Origin of the sequence: Nocardioides sp. (assembly GCF_036493135.1) — a bacterium.
Lineage (GTDB): Bacteria > Actinomycetota > Actinomycetes > Propionibacteriales > Nocardioidaceae > Nocardioides.
In genome coordinates this window covers 42,497-65,635 of sequence record NZ_DASXQG010000046.1, presented here as the reverse complement: position 1 = coordinate 65,635, position 23,139 = coordinate 42,497, and the positions used below count along the sequence as shown (strand labels likewise).

27 protein-coding genes and 1 tRNA gene are annotated in these 23,139 nt (G+C 70.1%); 19 read left to right on the top strand and 9 right to left on the bottom strand.

Going from position 1 to position 23,139, the window contains the following annotated elements:
- Positions 1 to 64 precede the first annotated feature (64 nt).
- The gene (locus VGJ24_RS07750; RefSeq protein ID WP_414691049.1) at positions 65 to 1,417 is read right to left on the bottom strand and encodes a nicotinate phosphoribosyltransferase; all 1,353 of its coding nucleotides are present in this window, start codon (positions 1,415 to 1,417) and stop codon (positions 65 to 67) included.
- A 6-nt stretch (positions 1,418 to 1,423) separates the two neighbouring features.
- Between VGJ24_RS07750 and clpS the strand changes: the two genes are divergently transcribed.
- The 11 genes from clpS (at position 1,424) to VGJ24_RS07695 (ending at position 8,848) form a co-directional block, all read left to right on the top strand.
- Positions 1,424 to 1,717, top strand: a complete 294-nt coding sequence (clpS, locus tag VGJ24_RS07745) for an ATP-dependent Clp protease adapter ClpS (protein ID WP_331499944.1) — start codon at positions 1,424 to 1,426, stop codon at positions 1,715 to 1,717.
- The gene (locus tag VGJ24_RS07740) at positions 1,718 to 2,299 is read left to right on the top strand and encodes a DUF2017 domain-containing protein (protein WP_331499943.1); all 582 of its coding nucleotides are present in this window, start codon (positions 1,718 to 1,720) and stop codon (positions 2,297 to 2,299) included. It abuts the gene before it with no gap.
- Between the two features lie 112 nt (positions 2,300 to 2,411).
- On the top strand, positions 2,412 to 3,329 hold the full coding sequence (locus tag VGJ24_RS07735) for an HAD family acid phosphatase (RefSeq protein WP_331499942.1): 918 nt from the start codon (positions 2,412 to 2,414) through the stop codon (positions 3,327 to 3,329).
- 67 nt (positions 3,330 to 3,396) lie between these two features.
- Entirely contained in the window at positions 3,397 to 3,870 is a 474-nt protein-coding gene (locus VGJ24_RS07730; RefSeq protein ID WP_331499941.1) for an NUDIX hydrolase, read from the top strand.
- 179 nt (positions 3,871 to 4,049) lie between these two features.
- Complete coding sequence (locus VGJ24_RS07725) at positions 4,050 to 4,430, top strand: hypothetical protein (protein ID WP_331499940.1); 381 nt, start codon at positions 4,050 to 4,052, stop codon at positions 4,428 to 4,430.
- A gap of 19 nt (positions 4,431 to 4,449) precedes the next feature.
- Positions 4,450 to 4,914 carry a M67 family metallopeptidase gene (locus tag VGJ24_RS07720; RefSeq protein ID WP_331499939.1) on the top strand — a complete coding sequence of 155 codons (465 nt, stop codon included), beginning with the start codon at positions 4,450 to 4,452 and terminating at the stop codon, positions 4,912 to 4,914.
- The gene (locus tag VGJ24_RS07715) at positions 4,904 to 5,188 is read left to right on the top strand and encodes a MoaD/ThiS family protein (RefSeq protein WP_331499938.1); all 285 of its coding nucleotides are present in this window, start codon (positions 4,904 to 4,906) and stop codon (positions 5,186 to 5,188) included. The genes VGJ24_RS07720 and VGJ24_RS07715 overlap by 11 nt, the downstream gene beginning before the upstream one ends.
- A gap of 11 nt (positions 5,189 to 5,199) precedes the next feature.
- Complete coding sequence (locus VGJ24_RS07710) at positions 5,200 to 6,147, top strand: PLP-dependent cysteine synthase family protein (RefSeq protein WP_331499937.1); 948 nt, start codon at positions 5,200 to 5,202, stop codon at positions 6,145 to 6,147.
- 80 nt (positions 6,148 to 6,227) lie between these two features.
- Positions 6,228 to 7,211: a ribose-phosphate diphosphokinase gene (locus tag VGJ24_RS07705; RefSeq protein WP_331499936.1), complete on the top strand. Its 984-nt coding sequence runs from the start codon at positions 6,228 to 6,230 to the stop codon at positions 7,209 to 7,211.
- Between the two features lie 63 nt (positions 7,212 to 7,274).
- Entirely contained in the window at positions 7,275 to 8,087 is an 813-nt protein-coding gene (gene murI, locus VGJ24_RS07700; RefSeq protein ID WP_331499935.1) for a glutamate racemase, read from the top strand.
- Between the two features lie 5 nt (positions 8,088 to 8,092).
- On the top strand, positions 8,093 to 8,848 hold the full coding sequence (locus VGJ24_RS07695; protein ID WP_331499991.1) for an MBL fold metallo-hydrolase: 756 nt from the start codon (positions 8,093 to 8,095) through the stop codon (positions 8,846 to 8,848).
- Between the two features lie 4 nt (positions 8,849 to 8,852).
- On the opposite strand, the gene VGJ24_RS07690 is transcribed toward VGJ24_RS07695, so the two are convergent.
- Together VGJ24_RS07690 and VGJ24_RS07685 are read right to left on the bottom strand one after the other, a co-directional pair.
- Entirely contained in the window at positions 8,853 to 9,500 is a 648-nt protein-coding gene (locus VGJ24_RS07690) for a response regulator transcription factor (RefSeq protein ID WP_331499934.1), read from the bottom strand.
- Positions 9,501 to 9,507: 7 nt separating this feature from the next.
- A complete protein-coding gene (locus VGJ24_RS07685; RefSeq protein ID WP_331499933.1) occupies positions 9,508 to 10,674 on the bottom strand; it encodes a sensor histidine kinase in 1,167 nt (388 codons plus the stop codon).
- A gap of 129 nt (positions 10,675 to 10,803) precedes the next feature.
- Between VGJ24_RS07685 and VGJ24_RS07680 the strand changes: the two genes are divergently transcribed.
- From VGJ24_RS07680 to rdgB, 5 genes are read left to right on the top strand one after another with little or no spacing between them, the layout of a single operon-like run.
- Complete coding sequence (locus VGJ24_RS07680) at positions 10,804 to 11,739, top strand: ABC transporter ATP-binding protein (RefSeq protein WP_331499932.1); 936 nt, start codon at positions 10,804 to 10,806, stop codon at positions 11,737 to 11,739.
- Positions 11,736 to 12,536: an ABC transporter permease gene (locus VGJ24_RS07675; protein ID WP_331499931.1), complete on the top strand. Its 801-nt coding sequence runs from the start codon at positions 11,736 to 11,738 to the stop codon at positions 12,534 to 12,536. The genes VGJ24_RS07680 and VGJ24_RS07675 overlap by 4 nt, the downstream gene beginning before the upstream one ends.
- Positions 12,533 to 13,327 (top strand): ABC transporter permease, encoded by a 795-nt coding sequence (locus VGJ24_RS07670; RefSeq protein WP_331499930.1) that lies wholly within the window; start codon positions 12,533 to 12,535, stop codon positions 13,325 to 13,327. The genes VGJ24_RS07675 and VGJ24_RS07670 overlap by 4 nt, the downstream gene beginning before the upstream one ends.
- 35 nt (positions 13,328 to 13,362) lie before the next feature.
- Positions 13,363 to 14,106: a ribonuclease PH gene (gene rph, locus VGJ24_RS07665; protein ID WP_331499929.1), complete on the top strand. Its 744-nt coding sequence runs from the start codon at positions 13,363 to 13,365 to the stop codon at positions 14,104 to 14,106.
- A gap of 2 nt (positions 14,107 to 14,108) precedes the next feature.
- Entirely contained in the window at positions 14,109 to 14,726 is a 618-nt protein-coding gene (gene rdgB, locus VGJ24_RS07660; protein ID WP_331499928.1) for an RdgB/HAM1 family non-canonical purine NTP pyrophosphatase, read from the top strand.
- A 6-nt stretch (positions 14,727 to 14,732) separates the two neighbouring features.
- Here rdgB and VGJ24_RS07655 read toward each other — a convergent pair whose 3' ends face one another.
- The 4 genes from VGJ24_RS07655 to bcp form a co-directional block, all read right to left on the bottom strand.
- Positions 14,733 to 16,235 carry an ATP-binding protein gene (locus VGJ24_RS07655; RefSeq protein ID WP_331499927.1) on the bottom strand — a complete coding sequence of 501 codons (1,503 nt, stop codon included), beginning with the start codon at positions 16,233 to 16,235 and terminating at the stop codon, positions 14,733 to 14,735.
- Between the two features lie 36 nt (positions 16,236 to 16,271).
- A tRNA-Leu gene (locus VGJ24_RS07650) sits at positions 16,272 to 16,345 on the bottom strand.
- Positions 16,336 to 17,625, bottom strand: a complete 1,290-nt coding sequence (locus VGJ24_RS07645) for an MFS transporter (protein WP_331499926.1) — start codon at positions 17,623 to 17,625, stop codon at positions 16,336 to 16,338. Before VGJ24_RS07645 ends, VGJ24_RS07650 begins: the two co-directional genes overlap by 10 nt.
- 68 nt (positions 17,626 to 17,693) lie before the next feature.
- Positions 17,694 to 18,161: a thioredoxin-dependent thiol peroxidase gene (gene bcp, locus VGJ24_RS07640; protein ID WP_331499925.1), complete on the bottom strand. Its 468-nt coding sequence runs from the start codon at positions 18,159 to 18,161 to the stop codon at positions 17,694 to 17,696.
- Positions 18,162 to 18,211: 50 nt separating this feature from the next.
- Here bcp and VGJ24_RS07635 point away from each other — a divergent pair, with 50 nt between their 5' ends.
- Positions 18,212 to 18,463, top strand: coding sequence for a DUF3618 domain-containing protein (locus tag VGJ24_RS07635; protein WP_331499924.1), 252 nt, complete (start codon positions 18,212 to 18,214; stop codon positions 18,461 to 18,463).
- Positions 18,464 to 18,501: 38 nt separating this feature from the next.
- A complete protein-coding gene (locus VGJ24_RS07630; protein WP_331499990.1) occupies positions 18,502 to 18,801 on the top strand; it encodes a co-chaperone GroES in 300 nt (99 codons plus the stop codon).
- 7 nt (positions 18,802 to 18,808) lie between these two features.
- Here the strand turns inward: VGJ24_RS07630 and VGJ24_RS07625 are convergent, their stop codons facing one another.
- On the bottom strand, positions 18,809 to 19,954 hold the full coding sequence (locus VGJ24_RS07625; RefSeq protein ID WP_331499923.1) for a HoxN/HupN/NixA family nickel/cobalt transporter: 1,146 nt from the start codon (positions 19,952 to 19,954) through the stop codon (positions 18,809 to 18,811).
- A 488-nt stretch (positions 19,955 to 20,442) separates the two neighbouring features.
- On the opposite strand from VGJ24_RS07625, the gene VGJ24_RS07620 reads away from it, so the two are divergent.
- On the top strand, positions 20,443 to 21,783 hold the full coding sequence (locus VGJ24_RS07620) for an NAD-dependent succinate-semialdehyde dehydrogenase (protein ID WP_331499922.1): 1,341 nt from the start codon (positions 20,443 to 20,445) through the stop codon (positions 21,781 to 21,783).
- Here VGJ24_RS07620 and VGJ24_RS07615 read toward each other — a convergent pair.
- The gene (locus VGJ24_RS07615; protein ID WP_331499920.1) at positions 21,776 to 23,122 is read right to left on the bottom strand and encodes an FAD-binding oxidoreductase; all 1,347 of its coding nucleotides are present in this window, start codon (positions 23,120 to 23,122) and stop codon (positions 21,776 to 21,778) included. The two genes, VGJ24_RS07620 and VGJ24_RS07615, sit on opposite strands and share 8 nt — an antisense overlap.
- Positions 23,123 to 23,139 lie beyond the last annotated feature (17 nt).

The following is a 23,139-nucleotide window of genomic DNA, read 5'->3' as shown; positions in this document are numbered from 1 at the left end:
CAGGCGATCACGTCGGCGATCATGGCGTCCCAGAGGCCCCGCCTCGAGAACCTCGGAGAAGAAGTCACAGGTCAGGTGTGCCACGTGGCCCCTCGTGGATCGTCGGGATGACGGGCTCGCCGCGCGACATCTGCTGGGCGGCCCGCGGCAGCTCGGCACGCGATGCCTGGTGCCGGGTGCGAGCCTCGTCGAGCGCCTCCCGGCCCACGACCTCCCCGTTGCGCACCAGCGGCACCAGCAGAGCTCGGTCGTCCCCGTCGTCGGTCGGCGCCTCCCCGATGCCGATCACCTCGGCCTCGGCCACGCCCCCGGGCGACCGGCGGCGCAACGCGTACTTGCGGCCCCCGATCGAGATCTTGTCGGTGCTCTTCTTCGCCACCGACACCAGGTCGCCGTCGTCGGCCTCGCGCGCGACGAGCTTGTACACGAAGCCGCAGGTCGGATGCCCGGACCCGATGACCAGCTGGGTGCCGACGCCGTACGCGTCGACGGGCGCGTTCGCGAGCGCGGCGATCGCGAACTCGTCGAGGTCGCTGGTCACGACGATCCGGGTCCCGGTCGCGCCCAGCGAGTCGAGCTGGGCGCGCACCTCGCCGGCGAGCACGCCGAGGTCGCCGGAGTCGATGCGTACGGCGCCGAGCCCGGTGCCGGCGATCTCGACTCCCAACGCGACCGCTTCGCGGATGTCGTAGGTGTCGACCAGGAGAGTCGTCCCGGTGCCGAGGGAGGTCACCTGTGCCCGGAACGCGTCGGCCTCGGTGTCGTGCAGCAGCGTGAAGCTGTGCGCACTCGTGCCGGCCGACGGGACGCCGTACCGCTCGCGGGCGGCCAGGTTCGAGGTGGTCGCGAACCCCGCGACGTACGCCGCGCGGGCACTGGCGACCGCTGCTTCCTCGTGCGTACGTCGTGACCCCATCTCGATGCACGGCCGGTCACCGGCGACCTGGGTCATCCGCGAGGCGGCCGATGCGATCGCCGAGTCGTGGTTGTAGACCGACAGCAGCAGCGTCTCGAGGAGCACCGCCTCGGCGAAGCTGCCCTCGACGATCAGGAGGGGCGAGTAGGGGAAGTACGTCTCGCCCTCGGCGTACCCCCAGACGTCGCCTGTGAAGCGGTACGTCGAGAGCCAGCTGCGCGTGGGCTCGTCGACGACATTCTCGAGCACCGCGAGCACCTCGTCGTCGAACCGGAAGTCCTCGAGCGCGTCCAGTGCCCGGCCGACGCCGGCGACCACGCCGTACCGCCGCCCTTCCGGGAGGCGCCGCGGGAACAGCTCGAAGACCGAGCGTCGGTGCGCGGTGCCCGACCCCAGCGCGGCCTGCAGCATGGTGAGCTCGTAGTGGTCGGTCAGCAGGGCCGTCGACGCGCGCACGAGGCCAGCGTAGGACCCGGTCGGACCCCCGCGCTGTGCCACCATGGGCGAATGGCGACCACGAGCCCGGTCGAGGTCGAGCCGGACCTCACGCCGGACGAGATCACGCTCACCGCGAAGCCTTGGGTCACCATCGTGTGGAACGACCCGGTCAACCTGATGAGCTACGTGACCTACGTCTTCCGCACGTACTTCGGGTATGACCAGAAGAAGGCCGAGAAGCTGATGCTCGAGGTGCACCACGACGGGAAGTCCGCCGTCAGCAACGGCACGCGCGAGGAGATGGAGCGCGACGTCCAGGCGATGCACGAGTACGGGCTCTGGGCCACCTTGGAGAAGCAGTAGATGAGCGGCTTCACCCGACACCGGCGCAGCGGGCGGATCATCGCGACCTTCTCCGGGTTCGAGGCCGACCTGCTGCGCTCGCTGGCCTCGCAGCTGGTCGAGCTGCTGCGCAACGAGGCCGCCGTCCCGCGCGAGCATGCCGACCCCTTGGAGGCGATGCTGAGCTTCGACGGACCGACCACGGAGCCCGAGGACCCGGTGCTCGCCCGCCTCTTCCCCACGGCGTACGTCGAGAACGCGGAGGCGGCAGCGGAGTTCCGGCGCTTCACCGAGGGGAGCCTGCGCGACGGCAAGGCGGCCGGAGCGGCGACGATCATCGACACCTTGGAGGAGGCCGGCCTGCCACCGGAGCTCGGTGACCAGAAGGTCGTCATCGACGTCGAGCTCGACGAGCCGGCCGCGTTGCTCTGGCTGAAGTCCCTCACCGACCTGCGGCTCGCGCTGGCGACGCGCCTCGAGGTCGAGCAGGACGACGAGGCGTTCTGGCGGGCTCTCCCGGACGACGACCCGCGCTCCCAGGCGCACGACATCTACGAGTGGATCGGCGCGCTCCAGGAGACCCTGGTCGACGCCCTGCATTGAGCGGGTATTGAGCGGGCATTTGAGCGGCATTGACCCGGTCGACACTCTTGTCGAGGGCCACCCCTCCATGTTCCGATGACCTCCGACCATTCACACATCGGAGGACACACCCGTGAAGCTCTCCCTGCGTCATTCTCGGCCGGCGCGAACCGCCACCATCGCGATCGCGTCTGCCGCAGCCGGCATGGCCCTCGCCGTGCCGGGTCTCGCCATCGCCGACCACGGACACCATTCCGTGCCTGCGCCGCCGGCCAACCCGACCAGCGCGAACCAGATCCAGAACATCGACCAGGTCAAGACCGCGATCAAGGCCTACTACGGCGACACGCTCACGACCGTGAACGACCCGGTCCCCGACGGCCAGGATGCCGCCGTCCTGGGAGACAAGGCGACCACGCAGCTCCACCAGTTCAGCCCGGACAGCGCCTACGCGCACGAGGTCGAGCGGATCGCGAACCGCGCCGGCAAGGCCCTGGTCCACCACCACAAGAAGGACGCGCACAAGGCGATCCTGTTCGACATCGACGACACGACGCTGAACACCTACAGCTACGAGATCTACAGCAACTTCGTCTACAACCCCGGCACGAACGCCTACTTCGTCAACGCCGGCTTGGCCAGCATCTTCCCGGCGGTCCCGGGCATGGTGGCACTCGAGAAGAAGGCGATCGCGCACGGCTACTCGGTGTTCTTCCTGACCGGTCGTCCGATCTCGCAGGTCCAGGGCACGCTCGACAACCTGACCGACGCCGGCTACACGATCGACCCCACCCACGTGTACCTCAAGGACGCGACGGCCCAGACCGAGCCGTGGCTGAGCAGCTGCGTGGTGCCCGCCCCGACGCCTACCGACCCGAACGCGACCAAGTTCATTTGCACGACCATCCAGTACAAGTCGATGACCCGGCAGCACATCGAGTCGCTCGGCTACAACATCGTGGCCAACTTCGGCGACCAGTTCAGCGACCTGAAGGGTGGGTTCGCGGACACGACGTACAAGATCCCGAACCCGATGTACTTCCTGCCCTGATCCACTGCAACCTCACGACGCCCCGGGACCCACGGTCCCGGGGCGCCGTGCTTCTAGGGTTCGGTGCATGCCGATACCTGACTTCATCGTCGAGCTGCGCGAGATCGTCGGGCATCGACACCTGTGGCTGCCCGGCGTGACCGCGGTCGTGCGGCGCGGCGAGGAGATCCTGCTCGTGCAGCGTGCGGACAACGGTGCCTGGACGCCGGTCACAGGAATCCCCGATCCGGGCGAGGAGCCCGCGGCAGCGGCCGAGCGCGAGGTGCTCGAGGAGACCGGGGTGACGGCCCGGGTCGACCGGCTCGCCTCGTCCTGGGCCCATGGCCCGATCACGCACGCCAACGGCGACCTCGCGACGTACCTCGACCTCACCTTCGCCTGCACCTGGGTGGCTGGTGAGCCCTACGTCGCGGACGACGAGTCGAGCGCTGTCGCCTGGGTACGCCGCGACGACCTGGCCGCCCACGGGGTGGGCGCGGAGATGTGGCGCCGGATCGACGCAGCGCTCTCCGACGAGCTGGCCGCCCGGTTCCTCCGCTGAGAGAGGCTGGCCCGTCCGTGGCGGATGCCGTCAATACAGGTGTGCCGTCGGTCGAGGAGGTCGCTTCGTGGGTGCGGTCGACTCCGACGCGACCGACCCCACCGATGTGCCGCGATCGGGCCCCCGCCCATCCAGCGACACCGCTGCCCTCTATGGGGGTCCGTCGCTAGCGTGTGGGGATGCGCCGGCCACACGTGAACGTGGCGACCGTCCTGGTCGATCCGCGGATCCTGCGTGAGCTCGAGCTCGAGCTGGCCGGGCTCGACCTGTGGGTCTGGCCGATCGCCACCACGCCGAACTGCCCCGACGGGCCGCGGATGGCGTTCCAGATCCGTCGGCGCCTGGTCGAGGCCAGTCGGGGAGCGTGGGACTGTGCTGCGGACTGGGCAGCGGTGTGGATCTCCTTCGGCGACAGCTGGTACCGCGGTGCCGATCCGTTGCCGTGGGCCGCGCACAAGTCGTTGTGGGACACGCTCGCCGAGCACGCCGACCACACCTGCTACCGGCTCGGCCTCGGTGGCGTTCCCAAGGAGCTGGTCCGGCGCCGGGCGGAGCTCTAGCCGCCCGTACCCTGGCCACGTGCTCACCATCGACCGCGCGACGTACGACGGGATCGTCGCGCACGCCAAGCGCGACCACCCCGACGAGGCCTGCGGCATCGTCGCCGGCCCAGAGGGAAGCGAGCGCCCCGAGCGCCTCGTCGAGATGGTGAACGCGGCCGGCAGCCCCACGTTCTACGAGTTCGACTCGACCGCGCTGCTCGCGCTCTACAAGGACCTCTGGGCCCGCGACGAGGAGCCGGTCGTGGTCTACCACTCACACACCGCCACCGAGGCCTACCCCAGTCGCACCGACATCGGTCTGGCCAACGAGCCCGGTGCCCACTACGTGCTGGTCGGCACCCGCGAGCACGGGAATAACGAGGGTCCGGTGGAGTTCAGGTCGTATCGGATCGTCGACGGCGAGGTGAGCGAGGAAGAGGTCTCGGTCGTGGACGCACTGCCCCCAGCACCCACCAGTCAAGGAGTCCCCGATGGCCGTTGAGGTCCGGATCCCCACCATCCTGCGCACATACACCGGCGACCAGAAGGCGGTCGAGGCGAACGGCGCCAGCCTGAGCGCCCTCATCGACGACCTCGAGTCGAACCACCCCGGCATCAAGGATCGCCTGGTCGAGGCCAAGGACGGATCGGTGGACCTGCGCCGCTTCGTCAACGTCTACGTCAACGACGAGGACGTCCGGTTCATCGGCGGCCTCGACGCCCCGGTCACCGACGGCGACCAGGTCGTCGTACTCCCGGCCGTCGCCGGCGGCTGACCGCGCTCGTCATGCGGTACGACGACCTCCTCAGCACCGTCGGCGGGACCCCGCTGATCGGCCTGCCGACGTTGTCGCCGAGCCCCGACGTTCGTCTGTGGGCCAAGCTCGAGGACCGCAACCCGACGGGTTCGATCAAGGACCGGGCGGCTCTTGCGATGGTCGAGCACGCCGAGAAGGACGGTCGGCTCCGCCCCGGCTGCACGATCCTCGAGCCGACCAGCGGCAACACCGGGATCTCGCTGGCCATGGTCGCGAGGCTGCGCGGCTACCGGCTCGTCTGCGTGATGCCCGAGAACACCTCCGAGGAGCGCCGCCTGCTCCTGCGGATGTGGGGTGCCGAGGTCGTCTCCTCGCCGGCGGCCGGCGGCTCGAACGAGGCCGTCCGGGTTGCCAAGGGCATCGCCGCCGAGCACCCCGACTGGGTGATGCTCTATCAGTACGGCAACCCCGCCAACGCGCTCGCGCACTACGAGGCCACCGGCCCCGAGGTCCTCGCCGACCTGCCGACTGTCACCCACTTCGTCGGCGGCCTCGGCACGACCGGGACCCTGATGGGCGTCGGCCGGTTCTTCCGCGAGCACAAGCCGGAGGTCCGCATCATCGCGGCCGAGCCCCGGTACGGCGAGCTGGTCTACGGGCTGCGGAACCTCGACGAGGGCTTCGTGCCGGAGCTGTACGACGAGACCCTCATCGACGCGCGGTTCTCGGTCGGTCCGCGCGACGCCGTGCGCCGGGTGCGCGAGCTGCTCGACGGCGAGGGGATCTTCGCCGGCATCTCCACCGGGGCGATCCTGCACGCCGCCCTCGCCCAGGCCGCGAAGTCGGTCCGGGCCGGTGAGCGCGCCGACATCGCGTTCGTGGTGGCCGACGGTGGGTGGAAGTACCTGTCGACCGGTGCCTACGAGGGCACCATCGACGAGGCCGAGGCGCGGCTCGAGGGTCAGCTCTGGGCGTGAGCTCGAGAGTCCACCCTGTCCCTGGCCGCGTGTGCCGGGCTACGCTGGCCCCGACTGACCGGCCCAGCTCTGGAGTGCCCGTGCCCGACACCCCCGTCGTCGTCTTCAGTGGTTCCGCCCACCGCCCGCTGGCCCAGGCCATCTGCGACGACCTCGAGGTCCCGCTGTCCTCGGTCGAGATGACCCGCTTCAGCAACGACTGCCTCCAGGCCCAGCTCCAGGCGAACTGCCGGCAGCGCGACGTCTACATCGTCCAGCCGCTCGTGCCGCCGACGCAGGAGCACCTGATGGAGCTGCTGCTGATGATCGACGCGGCCCGAGGCGCCAGCGCGGCCTCGATCACCGCAGTGATCCCCTTCTACTCCTACGCCCGGTCGGACAAGAAGGACGCATCGCGCATCTCCATCGGTGGCCGGCTCGTCGCCGACATGCTGGCGACCGCCGGTGTCCACCGGGTCATGACGATGACGCTCCACGCCCCGCAGGTGCACGGCTTCTTCTCCGTCCCCGTCGACCAGCTGACCGCCATCGGCATCCTCGCCGAGCACTTCTTGGCCCAGGACCTCAGCGACGCGATCGTCGTGTCCCCGGACTTCGGCAATGCCAAGACCGCCACGCAGTTCTCGCGGCTCCTCGGCGTCGGTGTCGCGGCGGGCTCGAAGCAGCGCCTCGCCGACGACCGCGTCGTGATCGACTCCATCGTCGGCGACGTGGCGGGCAAGCGCGCGATCGTGCTCGACGACGAGATCGCCACCGGTGGCTCGATCGTCGAGCTCCTCGACCGGCTGGCCGAGGAGGGGTGCACCGGCGCCGCCGTCGCGTGCACGCACGGGTTGTTCGTCGGCAAGGCCGTCGACCGGCTCCGCCACCACCCGATGATCACCGAGGTCGTCGCGACCAACACCGTCCCGGCTCCCATCGACTGGCCGGAGCTCGAGGTCCGCAGCGTGGCCGGCCTGTTCGCCGAGGCGATCGCCCGGGTCCACGCGGGCGAGTCCGTGAGCAGCCTGTTCGACGGGGTCGACCCGCAGTTCGGCCCGCCGCAGGGCAAGCTCTTCGGCTGAGCCGCGTGACGTGAGTCGCGTCCTACTGCGCGCACGGGTGCTGACCACCTAACCTGTGCGACTGTGCCCCGCCCGCCGCTCGATGCGCCGATCGGCATCTTCGACTCCGGTTTCGGCGGGCTCACCGTGGCCCGGTCCGTGATCGACCAGCTGCCACACGAGTCCCTGGTCTACCTCGGCGACACCGCGCGCCAGCCGTACGGCCCCAAACCCATCGGCGAGGTGCGCGAGTACGCACTGGAGTGCCTCGACCACCTTGTCGCCGAGGGCGTGAAGGCGCTGGTGATCGCCTGCAACTCCGCGAGCGCGGCCATGCTCCGCGACGCGCGCGAGCGGTACGACGTACCCGTCGTCGAGGTGATCCTGCCGGCCACCCGCCGCGCGGTCGCCGCGACCCACAACGGCCGGATCGGCGTCATCTGCACCCGCGCGACCGCCGAGTCGCTGGCGTACGACGACGCGTTCGCCGCCGCCCCGCACGTCGAGCTCTCCACGCGGGCCTGCCCACGGTTCGTCGAGTTCGTCGAGGCCGGAGTGACCGGTGGCGAGGAGCTCCGCGCCGTGGCCCACGAGTACCTCGACCCGCTGGTCGAGGCCGACGTGGACACGTTGATCCTGGGCTGCACCCACTACCCGCTGCTGACCGGGATCATCTCCTTCGTGATGGGCGACGCGGTCACCCTCGTGAGCAGTGCCGAGGAGTGCGCGAAGGACGTCTACAAGCTCCTCGCGTCGAGCGACCTGATGCGGGCCGGCGGCGACGCGTCGTACCGCTTCCTCACGACGGGGACGCCCGACGAGTTCGAGCACATCGGGCGACGCTTCCTTGGCCCCGAGCTCGCGATGGCCGCCCAGTTCGCCGGGGGCCTGGCGTGACCGGGATGCGGCTCGTCGTGATCGGCTGCTCCGGCTCGTTCGCCGGCCCGGACTCAGCTGCCAGCTGCTACCTGCTGGAGGCCGAGGACGCCGACGGCGCGACCTGGCGGATCCTCCTGGACATGGGCAGCGGCTCGCTCGGCCCCCTGCAGAAGTACGCCGCAGCCGAGGACGTGCGCGGTGTGTTCTTCAGCCACCTGCACCCCGACCACTGCCTGGACCTGTGCGGCTACTACGTGCTGCGCAAGTACCACCCCGGCGGCGCCCTGTCGCGCATCCCGGTCTGGGGCCCGGTCGGCGTCGCCCAGCGGATGGCCGACGCCTACGACCTGCCCGATCCCGGCATGAGCAGGGAGTTCGACTTCCGTGAGTACGCCGGACCGGTCGAGCTCGGCCCGTTCCTGGTCGAGCCCTTACGCGTGGCCCACCCGGTGCCCGCCTACGCCTTGCGGGTGACCGCGCACGGTCGCACGCTGGCCTACTCCGGAGACACCGGGATGTGCGCTGCCCTGGACGAGCTCGCCACCGGGGCCGACCTGCTGCTGGTCGAGGCGTCGTTCCGGCACGGCGAGACCAACCCGGACGACCTGCACCTGACCGGGCGTGAGGCGGGTGAGATCGGCGCCCGCAACGGCGTACCCCGGTTGGTGCTGACACACGTGCCCCCGTGGTACCGGATCGCCGACATGGTCGCCGAGGCGGCCGCGGCGTACCACGGCGAGCTCCTCGCAGCCGAGCCCGGCGCGGTCTTCGACGTCTGAGGCGTCAGATCATCCCGGCGTCGTGGACCACGATCGCGATCTGCACCCGGTTGGTCACGTCGAGCTTCTCGAACAGCCGGGACACGTGCGCCTTCACGGTCGGGACCGACAGGTAGAGCTCGGCGGCGATCTCGGCGTTGCTGAGCCCGCGCCCGACCGCGAGGGCCACGTCGCGCTCTCGCTCGGTCAGGCACGACAGCCGCTCCTGCGCCCGGTTCGCGCGTGAGCTGTCCGGGGGCGCCACCTGCTTGATCAGGCTGCGGGTGACCGAGGGGGACAGCATCGGATCGCCGTCCGCGACCCGCCGGATGGCCTGCAGGATCTCCGTGGGCGGCGTGTCCTTGAGCAGGAAGCCGTCCGCGCCGGCGGCGAGCGCCCGAAGGACGTAGTCGTCGGCGTCGAACGTGGTCAGCACGATCACGTGCGGTGGGTCGGGGTGCGTGCGCAGCTCGATGGTCGCGGCCAGGCCGTCGAGCACCGGCATCCGGATGTCCATCAGGACAACGTCGGGACGCAGCTCCTGCGCGGCGTCGATGCCCGCTCGTCCGTCGGCCGCCTCACCGACCACGCGGACGTCGGGCTGCCCGCCGAGCATCAGCCCGAGCGCGGACCGCACCAACGGGTCGTCGTCTACGACGAGGACATCGATCATGAGCCGGTCACGCCGCCCACGGGATCCAGCCGCGCAGCACCCAGGCGCCGTCCTCGCGGCGCCCCTCGAGCCGTCCGCCTCTGAGCTCGGCCCGCTCGGTCAACCCGACCAGACCGAGGCCGGCCCCCGGCGTCGACCCGGCGCGGAGCCCCAGCGGGTTGCGGAGCTCGACGGTCACACCTTCGTCGGGCGACCCGCTGACGACGATCAGGAGGGACGTGCCCGGGGCATGCTTCGCGGCGTTCGTCATGCCCTCCTGGACGATCCGATAGACGGTACGGCCGATCACGTCCGGCAGCTCGGAAGCCGCGCCGCCGAGTCGGTCGTCGTAGCTGACCTTGAGTCCCGCCGACCGCACCGCCTCGATCAGTGGCTCGAGGTCGCGGTACGTCGGTTGGGGCGGCTCGAGCGGCTTGCCGGTCTCCGGGTCACGCAGTACGCCGAGCACGCTGCGCAGGTCCGCCAGAGCCTCGTGGGCGGTGTCCTGGATGATCGTCGCGCTCGCGCGCATCTCGTCGGCATCGAGGTCCGTGCGGAACGCCAGGGCGCTGGCGTGCATCGAGACCTGGGAGATCCGGTGGGCCAGTACGTCGTGCATCTCCCGAGCGATGCTCGCCCTCTCGTTCGCCCGCGCCTGCGACGTGCGGAGCTCCTGCTCCGCCTCGGCACGCTCGGCGCGGTTCTTCAGTGTCCAGAGCAGCTCCCGCCGCGAGCCGATGTAGGCGCCCCAGCCGAGGATCGCGACCGAGACCACGACGACCACCAGCAGGTTCACCCACCACGGGCCGTTGTCCGGCGTGGGCACAATCATGTTGTAGGTGTACGACGCGGCCATGTTGATCGCGGCGATCACGACCAGCTGCCACCAGACGCGTCTCGTCGCGAGTGAGACCGCGGCCAGCACGCCTGGCCCAGAGGCGGTCGAGCTGATGAACCCGAAGACCGTGATCACGGTCGCGACGGGCATCGGGTAGCGACGACGGAACCAGACCAGGACGAACCCGGTCAGCCCCAGCAGGAGGTCCGCGACCACCAGCCAGTGGTCCTTCCGCCAGGCGACCGGCAGCGGGCTGATGGAGGTGATGATCGAGACCAGGAGCATGACCGCCGTACGCCAGACATGACCCCACCGCGTCAGAGGCGGCTGGTAGAGGTCGGGCGAGGCGTGCTCCACGAGATGATCGTAGGAGCCGCGGTCGGTCCGGGCAGCGGCCGTCGGGAGGCGGCCGACCCCTACTTTGGTTTCCCGGAGCCAGCCTGCCGATGCATGTCACGGGTGGTGCGAGGTGGCAGGGTGGTGCCCATGATCAAGGTGGAAGGGCTCACTCGGGCCTACGGGAGTTTCATCGCCGTCGACGACATCAGCTTCGAGTGCAGGCCGGGTACGGTCACCGGCTTCCTCGGCCCGAACGGGGCGGGCAAGACCACGACCATGCGGGTCATGGTCGGGCTCACCCCTCCGACCCACGGTGACGTGACGATCGGAGGGCTTCATTACAAGAACATCCCCAACCCCGGCCGGCACGTCGGCGTCCTGCTCGACGCGTCCGCCCAGCACGCGGGTCGCACCGGCCGTGAGGTGCTCGAGATCGGTGCCCAGACCATGGGCCTGCCGGGCCAGCGGGTCGACGAGATGCTCGACCTGGTCTCGCTCGACGCCCGCGAAGCCAAGCGTCGCGTGCGCAACTACTCGCTCGGCATGCGACAGCGCCTCGGCATCGCGCACGCGCTGCTCGGCGACCCCAGCGTGCTGATCCTCGACGAGCCTGCGAACGGTCTCGACCCTGCCGGCATCCGCTGGATGCGCGGCCTGCTCAAGGGGTACGCCGACCAGGGCGGCACCGTGCTGCTGTCGAGCCACCTGCTCCACGAGGTCGAGCAGATCGCGGACGAGATGATCCTGATCGGCAACGGCCTGATCGTGGCCCGGGGCACCCGCGAGGAGCTGCTCCGCGACGCGACCGGCGGTGTGGCGACGACCCTGGTCACCGCCCTCGACAACCACCAGCTCACCGAGGCGCTGACCGAGAAGGGGCTGCCCGTCCACCCGGCCGGCGCCGGCCTCCGGGTCAACGCCGAGCCGGTCGACGTGGGCCGCGTCGCCGCCGAGCGACAGATCGTGCTCACCGACCTGCGCGCGGGCAACGAGGGAGGCCTCGAGGACCTGTTCCTCGAGCTCACCGCCGACACCCAGCGCGACACCCTGCCGGACGAGGCCACGAGCGAGGTGCCGGCATGAGCGTCGCGACCGCACCCACGACGCTCGACGTCTCGAACACACCGGCCGTCCCCTTCGGACGGCTCGTGCGGGTGGAGCTCCGCAAGCTGGCCGACACCCGCGCCGGCCGCTGGCTGCTCATCTCGATCGCCGCCCTGACCCTGCTGGTGCTGATCATCCAGCTCTCGGTGGTGCTCGGTCAGGGCCTGCACCCGAAGTTCCTCGACTTCCTCCAGGGCATGAACACCCCGATGGGCGTCCTGCTGCCCGTGCTCGGGGTGCTCTCGGTGACCAGCGAGTGGAGCCAGCGCACGGCGATGGTGACCTTCACCCTGGAGCCGTCCCGGGTCAGGGTCGTGGCCGCGAAGTTCGTCAGCATCCTGGTCATCTCCGTCCTCGCGCTCGTGATCGGGCTCATCCTGGGCTCGCTCGCCAACGTCGTGTACGGCGCCCTGTCCGGCGACACCGTGGTGTGGGGGAGCCCGGCCAAGTACGCCGCCTTCTACCTGCTGCTCTACGTGTTCGGGATGGCCACGGGCTTCGCGTTCGGCGCGCTCTTCCTGAACTCGCCGGCGGGCATCGTCGCCTACTTCGTCTACTCGTTCGTCTTCCCTGGGCTGTTTGAGATCGCCGCCAGCCTGATGGACTGGTTCGCCAAGCTCCAGCCCTGGATCGACTTCAACAACGACCAGAACGACCTCATCGACGCGACCATCCACGGGAGAGGCTGGGCCCACCTGATCGTCGCCGGCCTGATCTGGCTGGTGGTGCCGCTGGCCATCGGGATCTGGCGGATCCGGCGAGCGGAGGTCAAGTGAGTGCGGTCGCGCCGGTGACCCTCGACGTCTCCGGCACCGCAGGGATCCCGTTCACCCGGCTGTTCCGGGTCGAGCTGCGCAAGGCCGTCGACACCCGGGCCGGCCGCTGGCTGGTCGGCGTCACGGTGGGCTTCGCCCTGGTGGCCGAGACGATCTTCCTATGGGTCGTGGTCGCCCAGGACGAGGCAGCGTCGTACGGCGACTTCGTGGCCGCCTCGGCGTTCGTCTGCTCGATCCTGCTGCCGGTGCTCGGCATCATGCTGGTCACCAGCGAGTGGAGCCAACGCACCGCGATGACGACGTTCAGCCTCGAGCCGCGGCGGATGCGGATCGTGATGGCCAAGATGCTGGCCGGGATGGCGCTGACCGGGTTCGTGATCGTGTTCGCGCTCGTGGTCGGTCTGGTGTGCAACCTCCTCTACGGAGTCATGCAGGGACCGATCGACTGGACCTTCGGCTGGACCGGCTTCCTCGGCTTCCTGATCACCCAGACGTTCGCGATGCTGGGTGGCTTCGCCCTGGCCTGTCTGTTGCTCAACACACCGGCCGCGATCGTGGTGTTCTTCGTCTACAAGTGGGTCCTTCCGGGGCTGTTCGCCCTGGGAGCCGCGCTGATGTCGTGGTTCGACCACGTGGTCGACTGGCTCGACTTCCAGACCGCGCAGAACGAGCTATACGATATGCCGTTGACGGGCTCCCAGTGGGCCCACATCGTGGTGAGCGGCATCGTCTGGCTGGTCATCCCGCTGCTGATCGGGCTGTGGCGGATCCAGCGGGCCGAGGTCAAGTAGGTCCCCGGTCGGCGCACCTGGCTAGGGTCTCGCCCATGGATACCCCCGGATCCTCTGTTCCCGCGCGCAGCGACGGTCGCGCCGACGACGCCCTTCGCCCCATCACCATCACCCGCCACTGGCTCGACCACGCCGCCGGCTCCGTGCTCGTCGAGTTCGGCCGCACGCGCGTGCTCTGTGCGGCGTCCGCCACCCAAGGGGTGCCGCGCTGGCGCAAGGGCTCGGGCCTCGGCTGGGTGACCGCGGAGTACGCCATGCTCCCGGCCTCGACCAACACCCGCTCCGACCGCGAGTCCGTGCGCGGCAGGATCGGCGGCCGCACCCACGAGATCTCTCGCCTGATCGGCCGGTCCCTGCGTGCGGTCATCGACTACAAGGCGCTCGGGGAGAACACCATCGTCCTCGACTGCGACGTACTCCAGGCGGACGGCGGCACCCGCACGGCCGCCATCACCGGTGCCTACGTCGCGCTCGCCGACGCGGTCGGCCACCTGCGGTCCCAGGGGGCGCTGGCCGGTGAGCCGCTGACCGGGTCGGTCGCCGCGGTCAGCGTCGGCATCATCGACGGCACCCCGCGTCTCGACCTGCACTACGACGACGACGTGCGTGCCGAGACCGACATGAACGTCGTGATGACCGGCGACGGGAGGTTCGTCGAGGTGCAGGGCACGGCCGAGGGCGCGCCGTTCGACCGGACCGAGCTCGACACCCTCCTGGCCCTGGCCGCGGAGGGCTGTGCCGAGCTCACCCGGCTCCAGCAACAGGCCCTGGAGGGCTGAGCGTGGCCCGGATCTTCCTCGCGTCCCGCAACCTCAAGAAGCTCGAGGAGATGCGACGCATCCTGGCCGAGCACCTGCACGACGTCGAGGTGCTCGGCCTCGACGACGTGCCGGCGTACGACGAGCCGGTGGAGGACCAGCCGACCTTCGCGGGCAATGCCCTGCTCAAGGCGCGGGCCGGCCTGGCTGCGACCGGCCTCCCGTCGGTCGCGGACGACAGCGGGCTCTGTGTCGACGCACTGAACGGGATGCCGGGAGTGCTCTCCGCCCGCTGGTCGGGCCAGCCCAAGTCCGACGAGCGCAACAACTCCCTGCTGCTCCAGCAGCTCGCGGACGTGCCGGACGAACGACGTGGCGCGCACTTCGCCTGCGCGGTCGCGTTCTGCGTCCCTGACGGCGACGACCTGGTGGTCGAGGGCCGGATGGACGGCCGCGTGATCCGTGAGACGCGGGGGAGCGGCGGGTTCGGGTACGACGTGCTGTTCGAGGCCGAGGAGTTCCCCGGCCACACCACCGCCGAGCTGGACCCGCCCGACAAGGACGCCGTCTCCCACCGTGGCCGGGCCCTGCGCCTGGTCGCCCCACGGATCGCGGAGCTCCTGCGGCCCGACGCCGGATGAGCCGACCTAGGCGCGGTAGATGCGCGACCGACTCCGCATGGCGCCGTAGCCGTACCAGCCACCCTGGTGTCCCGGCGGGAGCGTCCCTGCCCCGCCACCGCCGGGGAGGTCCTCGGGGTCGTTGCCGACGCCCAGCAGGCTGCGCGTGACCTGTTGGCTGCTGTCCAGCAGGTCGTCGAGTGCCCGCGAGACGTGTGCGGCGGTGACGGTCTCCAGAGGCGTGTGCTCGACGAGGGACTCGAGGACGGACCGACGGAGCAGCTCCTTGAGGAAGGAGGCCGTGACCCCCTCGGTGCGCTCGACCACGTCGTCGAGCTCGGCATCCGAGAGGCTCGTCGGGACGTCGCGGGCGTACAGCGCGAACAACCTGCGGCGAGCCTCGGCGTCGGGCAGGTCGATCTCGACCGCGACGTCGACCCGGCCGGGTCGGGCCGCGAGCGCCGGCTCCAGCAGGTCCGCGCGGTTGGTGGTGAGGACGAACAGCAGGTCGGCATCGGGTGCGGCGCCGTCCATGGCGTCCAACAGCTCGAACAGCACCGGGCTCGATCCCGGACCGTGGCTGCGGTCCTCCGCCACCAGGTCGACGTCCTCGAGCACGATCACCGCCGGTTGCAGGTCGCGAGCGAGGTCGGCGGTGGCCCCGATCACGTGGAGTGCCCGGCCGGTGAGCATCATGCGGGTGTAGCCGTCCATCCGGCCGATCAGGTAGCGGGTGGTGTGCGTCTTGCCGGTGCCGGGTGGACCGAAGAGGAGCAGCCCGCGCTTCAGGTGCTGACCCGCCGCCATCAGCGCCTCGCGGTGGGTGGAGACCTCGAGGGCGTGGCGCTCTACCCGGCCCAGGACCACCTCCGGGAGGACGACGTGCTCCCGCTCCGTGGTCGGGACCTCGGCGAACGTGAGGACGACGTTCCCCATCGGGCCCAGCCCGATGTCGAGCACGTGTCCGCGGTACACGTTCAGCCGGTGGCGTAGCGCGTCGAGCTCCGCGTGGACCGCCTGTGCCGCGTCGACCGGGAGTCCGGCGATCTCGACCAGGAGCCCGTGCTCGTGCTCCACCGGCCCCACGACCATCACGACGTACTCGCCGCGCGGGTCGGTCACGAGCAGCGCGGCCAGGTTGATGCAGGCCAACGTCGAGCCCGGCCCGTTCGGCAGGTCGATCAGTGGGGGAGCCGACAGCCGCAGCGGCGGCACGCCCTCGCCGGCGACGAGCTGCTGCAGGGTCACCGTGCCGTGGTGCGGAGGGATGGAGATGCCGTGTACGGCGACGGACCGCCCCGGCTCGTGGGACCAGGCGTCGAGAGCGGTCTGCAGGTTCACGTGCTCGAAGGCCGCCAGGTTGCGGGAGACGACCGAGTGCGCCCCACCCTGTGCTCCGAGGAAGTCCTGGACCAGCGCCACGACCTCGTTGCGCTGACGGTCCTGGAGGTGCTCGGAATGAACCCACTCCAGGAACCCCTGGAACGATGCGGCGAACGCGCGTGCCTCTGTCTCAGAAAACCCCGGCATGGGCACACCCTGGCACAACCGGCCAACCCTGGTGGGTGCGCTCGGAGAGACTCGAACTCTCACTGGCCGCGACCTAAACGCGGTGCCTCTGCCGGTTGGGCTACGAGCGCGTGGGCGACAAGTCTAGGGAGGCCTCGCGGTCTCCCAGACGCGCGAGTACCAGGAGGCCCGCGACGACGTACCCGACACCCTGCAGGGCGAGGATCGGCATGATCCCGGTCGGGCCGCCCAGGAACCCGGCGAGCGTGGCGCCGATGACCACGCTCACCGCCTGCGCCAGCGAGATCAGGCTGAAGACCCGTCCGCGTCGTTCGTCGGTGGTGTTGCGCTGGTAGAGCGTCATCGTCCCGGCGATCACCACGGCACCCGGCAGGCCGACCACGATCATGCCGATGGCCGCCGGCCACGGCGTCACCCAGAGCAGCGGGTAGAGGAAGATCGCCAGGTCGATCAGCCCGAACAGGATCGAGCCGATCCACACCATCGTCACCGGCGACCAGCGCTCCGCGACGACGGCCACCAGGAAGCCGCCGACGACCCCGCCGATCGCCTGGACGCCGGTGATCACGCCGTACACCTGGCCGCTGCCGTGGAGGACGTGTCGGACGTACGGCGCGAACAGGGTCCCCATGATCCCCTCGCCGGTGCTGGTGATCAGCATGGCGATCATCAGGGTGCGGAGGACCCGATTCGACGTGACGGTCCGGAGGCCGGCCCGCCACTCGTCGGCCAGCGCGGCGACGCGGCCCCGCACGACGTCGGCCGCCTCCTTACCCGCGGCTTCCACCACGGCCCGCCCCGCGGTCCGGATACGGGCGACCAGGAGCGCCGCCACGAGGAACGTGATCGCGTCGGCGACGGCCACCGCCCGGATCCCACCGGTCGCCGCGACCACGCCGCCGACGCCGGACCCGACCAGGCGCGCGAGGTTGCGGATCTGGCTGTTGAGGCCGTTGGCCGCGACGAGATCGGCGTCGTCGACGACCCGGGGCAGGAACGCCTGCTCAGCGGGCGAGAAGAAGACCTCGATCCCGGACTGGACGGCCAAGATGACGTAGACCAGCCAGATCTGGTCGGTGCCGTGGACGATCAGGAGGGGGAGCAGGCCCACCGCGAGCAGCAGGTTGGTGACCACCATCGTGCGCTTGCGGTCCCAGCGGTCCACGAAGACGCCGGCGACGCTGCCGACCAGCACCTGAGGGATGAACGCCGCGAGGAGGGCCGCCGCCGACGCCAACGTTGACCCGGTCAACGCATAGACCGAGTAGGCCAGGCCCACCGAGAGCACGTAGTCGCCGGTCAGCGAGACCAGGCCGGCGCCGAACAGCAGCCTCAGGTCGGGAGTTCGGCGGAGCAGGCGGACGGGTGAGCCCAGGTCAATTGACGGCATGGCGACACCGTAGCGACATCATCGTGACGTCGCAATGGCATCGTCCTGCCGTCAGGGCGACAGCAGGCTCAGTCGATGCCGAGGTCGCGGCGCAGCTTGGCGACGTGACCGGTGGCCTTCACGTTGTACTGGGCGAGCGCGATCTTGCCGTCCTCGTCGACCACGAACGTCGAGCGGAGGACGCCCTCGACCGCCTTGCCGTACAGCTTCTTCTCTCCGAACGCGCCGTAGGCGTTCAGCACCGACCTGTCGGCGTCGGAGAGCAGGGTGATCGTGAGACCGTCGCGCTCGCGGAACTTCGCCAGCTTCGCGGGGGAGTCGGGCGAGATGCCGAGGACGTCGTACCCGTGCGCCTGGAGCGACGACAGGGAGTCGGTGAAGTCGCAGGCCTGCTTCGTGCATCCGGCGGTCATCGCGGCGGGGTAGAAGTAGACGATCGTCTTGCGTCCGCGGGAGTCGGCGAGCGACACGGTGGCGCCGTCATCGGTGGGCAGGGTGAAGTCGGGTGCCGGGTCACCGGCCGAGAGGCGAGTCATGGTCCGAACCTAGTCCAGCCTGCCGACGTCGCCATTGATAGCCTGCCCGCGTGACCAAGGAGACCGCAGCGCTCGAGGCCGAGATGGAGGCCACGCGCGAGCGCCTGGCCGACACCATCGACCTGCTGGTCTATCGCTCGAGTCCGAAGACCATCGCGCGCCGCGAGATCACCTCGATCAAGGGCTACTTCGTCGACCTGAAGACCGGGCAACCACGCACGAACAACATCCTGAAGGTCGCCGGCGGCGTCCTGGGGGTCGTGGTGCTGGTCGCCGCGGTCCGCAAGCTCGCCTCCGACTGAGCGCCTGGTCCGCCGTGTCCGAGAAGCTCCCGATCAAGATGCTCCACGACCGGCTCCTGGTCGAGGTCGACCGGGAGAACGGCGAGCGCCGGTCCGCCGGCGGCATCGTGATCCCCGCGACCGCGGCGATGGGTGCCCGGCGCCTGGTCTGGTCCCGGGTCGTCGCCGCCGGGCCGCACGCGCGCTCGGTGCAGGTCGACGACCGGGTGCTCTTCGATCCCGAGGACAAGGCCGAGGTCGAGGTGCAGGGCGACACGTACGTCGTGATGCGCGAGCGCGACATCCACGCGGTCGCCTCCGACCGGCTCGGGGACGAGACGGCGGGGCTCTACCTCTGACGCGGGCTCAGCCGGCCAGGTCGGATGACCAGCGCTCCTCGATGCGGCCGAACCGCCACACGGCCAGCGCGAGCAGCCAGGCGATCACGAACAGCCCGACGATGCCGTAGCCCGCGTAGTCGAGGGGGATGCCGGCGATGGCCGCGATCGGACCGGAGGTGATGTTCGCCTGGTCCGCCAGGACGCCGACCAGCTCCACGGTGCCGATGATCAGCGCGACCGCGACGGAGATGCTGGTGATCGTGATGTTGTAGAAGATCTTGCGCACCGGCTTGGCGAACGCCCAGCCGTAGGCCGCGTTCATGAACACACCGTCGATGGTGTCCATCAGGCACATGCCGGCCGCGAACAGGATCGGCAGCACCAGGATCGCGTAGAAGGGCAGGTTCAGCGCGGCGGCGCCGCCGGCCAGCACGAGCAGCCCGACCTCGGTCGCAGTGTCGAAGCCGAGCCCGAAGAGCACCCCGATCGGGTAGATGTGCCAGGGCTTGCGGACGCTCTTGGTCAGGCCGCCGAGGAAGCGGTTCATGAAGCCACGCTTGTTCAGCTGGTCCTCGAGCTGTGCCTCGTCGTACCGCCCCTCCCGCATCTCGCGGAAGACCCGCATGATCCCGAGCAGGACCACGAGGTTGAGGATGCCGAGGATCCAGAGGAACACCCCGGAGACCGATGCCCCGATCACGCCGGTCAGCGAGTGCAGGGTGGAGTTGTCGTCCTCGACCGGGTTGGCGAGCGCCTTCACACCTACTGACAGCAGGAACGCGAGGCCGAACACGATCGTCGAGTGGCCCAGCGAGAACCAGAAGCCGACGGACAGCGGCTTGCGGTCCTCGCCACGGTCGGCGTAGTCGGCCATCAGCTTCCGGGTCGTGTTGTCGACCGCGGCGATGTGGTCGGCGTCGAAGGCGTGTCGAAGACCGAACGTGTAGGCCAGGACGCCGACGCCGACGGTGAAGACCGGGTGGTCACCGCCGAGGGTGAAGTGCTCGGGCGTCACGAACCCCAGCAGTAGGCCGAAGCCGACCACGTGCAGCAGCACGATGACCGAGCCCATCGCCGTCAGTGAGCGCCAGTCGGAGCGGCTGAGACTACGACGGAACCGGGTCAGGTTCGACTCCTCGCCGGAAACCTCCGCGTGCACCGCCTGCGCCATACCGCCATTTAGTCGCATCTCGCTCCTTGTTGCAAGTCGCTTGCAACAAGGCGTACGTAGCGGGGCTCGGAACGGATGGGTCAGTCGGCCCGGACCGTCGCGATGTTCTTCCGGTAGTGCCGTCCCGGGACGGCATTGAGCAGCGCCGGGACCGGTGGCAGCTGCCGGACCGATGCGCGCCAGGAACCTCACGACGTACGCCGCGGTGGGAAGGCGCGACGCGATGGCAAGAACGGCGGGACCGCGGGTCGTGCACCCTGCGCGCCAAGCCGGAGCCCGGCAGCTCGTCAATCCCCCTGCGCGAAAGCGGTCCCACCGTCGTGGCACCATCGAACGCCGGGCACGCGCGGTGCGCCAGGGCCTTTGGTCCCGCCGGGATGCCGCGACCGGGGAGGTCTCGGCAGCGCACGCGCGTCGGACTAGTTTGGGCAGTGACCCGCGGTGGTCTGAGCGGGCCCCGACGACTTCTGCACGACGAAAGGACCGAGATGACGCAGTACGCAGTGACCGACCCCCACACCGGAGAGCGCATCAGCGACGTTCCCACCGACACCGACGAGCAGGTGCTCGCGGCGGTGGAGGCTGCCCAGGACGCGTTCACCAGCTGGGGTCGCACGAGTTCTGTCGCGGACCGGGCGAAGCTGGTACGCCGCGTGTCCGAGCTCCACACCGAGCGTCGCGAGGAGCTCGCGAGCGCGATGAACCGCGAGATGGGCAAGGCGATGGACGACGCGCTGGGCGAGGTCGACTTCAGCGCCGACATCTACGGCTACTACGCCGACCACGCAGAGGAGTTCCTGGCCGACGAGCCGATCGAGCTCCTGGACGGTGACGGCACCGCCGTCGTACGGAAGCGCCCGCTCGGCGTGATCCTCGGGATCATGCCCTGGAACTACCCGGCCTACCAGGTCGCGCGCTTCGCCGGGCCGAACCTCGCGGCGGGCAACTCGGTGGTGCTCAAGCACGCGCCGCAGTGCCCGGACTCCGCGCGGATCCTGCAGGAGATCTTCGACGCCGCCGGCTTCCCGAAGGGCGCCTACGTCAACGTGTACGCCTCGAACGAGCAGATCGAGGAGCTCATCGGCGATCCGCGGATCCAGGGCGTCTCGCTGACCGGCTCGGAGCGCGCCGGGTCGGCCGTCGCCGCCACCGCCGGCCGGCACCTGAAGAAGGTCGTGCTCGAGCTCGGCGGTTCCGACCCGTTCGTCGTGCTCGGGTCCGACGACCTGGACGCCACCGTCGACGCAGCCATCTCGGCCCGCATGGAGAACACCGGCCAGGCCTGCAACGCCGGCAAGCGATTCATCGTGGCAGACAGCCTGCATGACGACTTCGTCGCGAAGTTCACCGAGAAGATGCTCGGCCAGGAGACCGGCCCCCTCTCGTCGCAGCTCGCGGCCGACCGCCTCGAGGAGCAGGTGAAGGGCGCGGTCGCCGGTGGTGCGCACCTCGAGACGAACGGCGAGCGCAACGGCGCCTTCTACCCCAGCGGCGTGCTCACCGGGGTGGCCGAGGACAGCGCGGCCTTCCACCAGGAGCTCTTCGGGCCGGTGGCCATGGTGTTCCGGGCGAAGGACGAGGCGGACGCCGTCCGCCTCGCCAACGACACGCCGTACGGCCTGGGCTCCTACGTCTACACCAACGACCCCGAGCAGGCCGCCCGCGTCGCCGACCAGATCGATGCCGGCATGGTCTTCGTCAACGGGGTCGGCGCCGAGGGTGTCGAGCTGCCGTTCGGCGGCGTGAAGCGGTCCGGCTTCGGCCGGGAGCTGGGTCGCTTCGGCATCGAGGAGTTCGTTAACAAGAAGCTGATCCGCACCGTCACCTGATCGACGGCCGGACGTTGAGGTTGCCGGCGAACAGGTTGTCGGGGTCGAACCGCTGTTTGACCGCGGCGAGTCGCTGGTAGGTCTCCGCGGGGTAAACCGCGGCGACCTCCCTCTCGGTGGCGTCGGTGAGGAAGTTCGCGTAGGCGCCGGTGACGTGTGGCGCCAGCGTCTCCCAGATGTCGTCCAGCGCGGGTCGAGCGGCCTCGATCACGGGCCGGGGACCCACGGTGGTGGTCAGGAACATCAGGTGAGCTGCGCGATGCGCGTACGCCGTGGCGTCCTCGGGAACGCTCGACACGGCGCCACCGACGCTGCGAAGGGCGATGATCGGCGATCGCTCCGACGCTCCGACCTCGGCCAGGATCTGCAGGACCTTGGGGGCCGAGTCGGCATCGACGAAGGCGCTCCGGGCCAGGAACTGGATGCCGGGCGGCGGGATCATTCCCTCCTCGAGGATGTCGGCGTACGGCGTCAGCGCGACGTCGTCGTCGAGCACGGTGCCGAGGCTCCGGATCGGGTCGATGGCCTGCGCGGCGCGCTCCGGGTCGTCGCTGTCGAAGGCCACCAGCACCTCGACGGGCGCTTCGGGTCCGCCCAGGAACGGGTTGGCGAAGACGATGTTCGAGGTGAGCTCCTCGGGCGCCGTACGGAACTGGTCCGACCAGCCCTGGAGGACCGTGGCGGCCTCCGCGGCCGGGAACGAGATCTTGCCGAAGAAGACGTCCGTCGTCGGATGTGCGACGAAGTCGAAGGCGGTGACGATCCCGAAGTTGCCCCCGCCACCCCGCAGCGCCCAGAACAGCTCCGGGTTCTCCTCCGCGGTCGCGAGCACGACCTCGCCGTCGGCCGTGACCACCTCTGCGCGGACCACGTTGTCCAGCGCCAGGCCGTACTTGCGGACCTTCCATCCGATGCCGCCGGTCAACGTCAGCCCGCCGACGCCGACGCTCCTGGTGTCGCCCGACGAGATCGCCAGGCCTCGTGCGGCCAGGTCGTCGGCGACCTGACCCCAGGTGGCACCTCCCCCGACGCGCACGATGTGGCGCTCCTCGTCGACGACCTCCACGCTCGCCAGCCTGCCGAGGTCGATCACGACCCCTCCGTCGCTGGTCCCGAAGCCCGCGAAGCCGTGGCCGCCGCCGCGCACCGACAGCGTGGTTCCTGCCTCCCGCGCGACCGTGACCGCCGCCTGCACGTCTCCGACGCTGCTGGGCCTCAGGACCACGGCGGGACTCCCGGCGGCCAGCACGGTCCGGCTGGCCGCCTCGTAGTCCGCCTCGTTGGGTTCGATGATGTCGCCGCCGAAGTCGCGACGCAGCGCTGCCAGCGCTGAGCTCATGATGGTTCCCTCCTCGT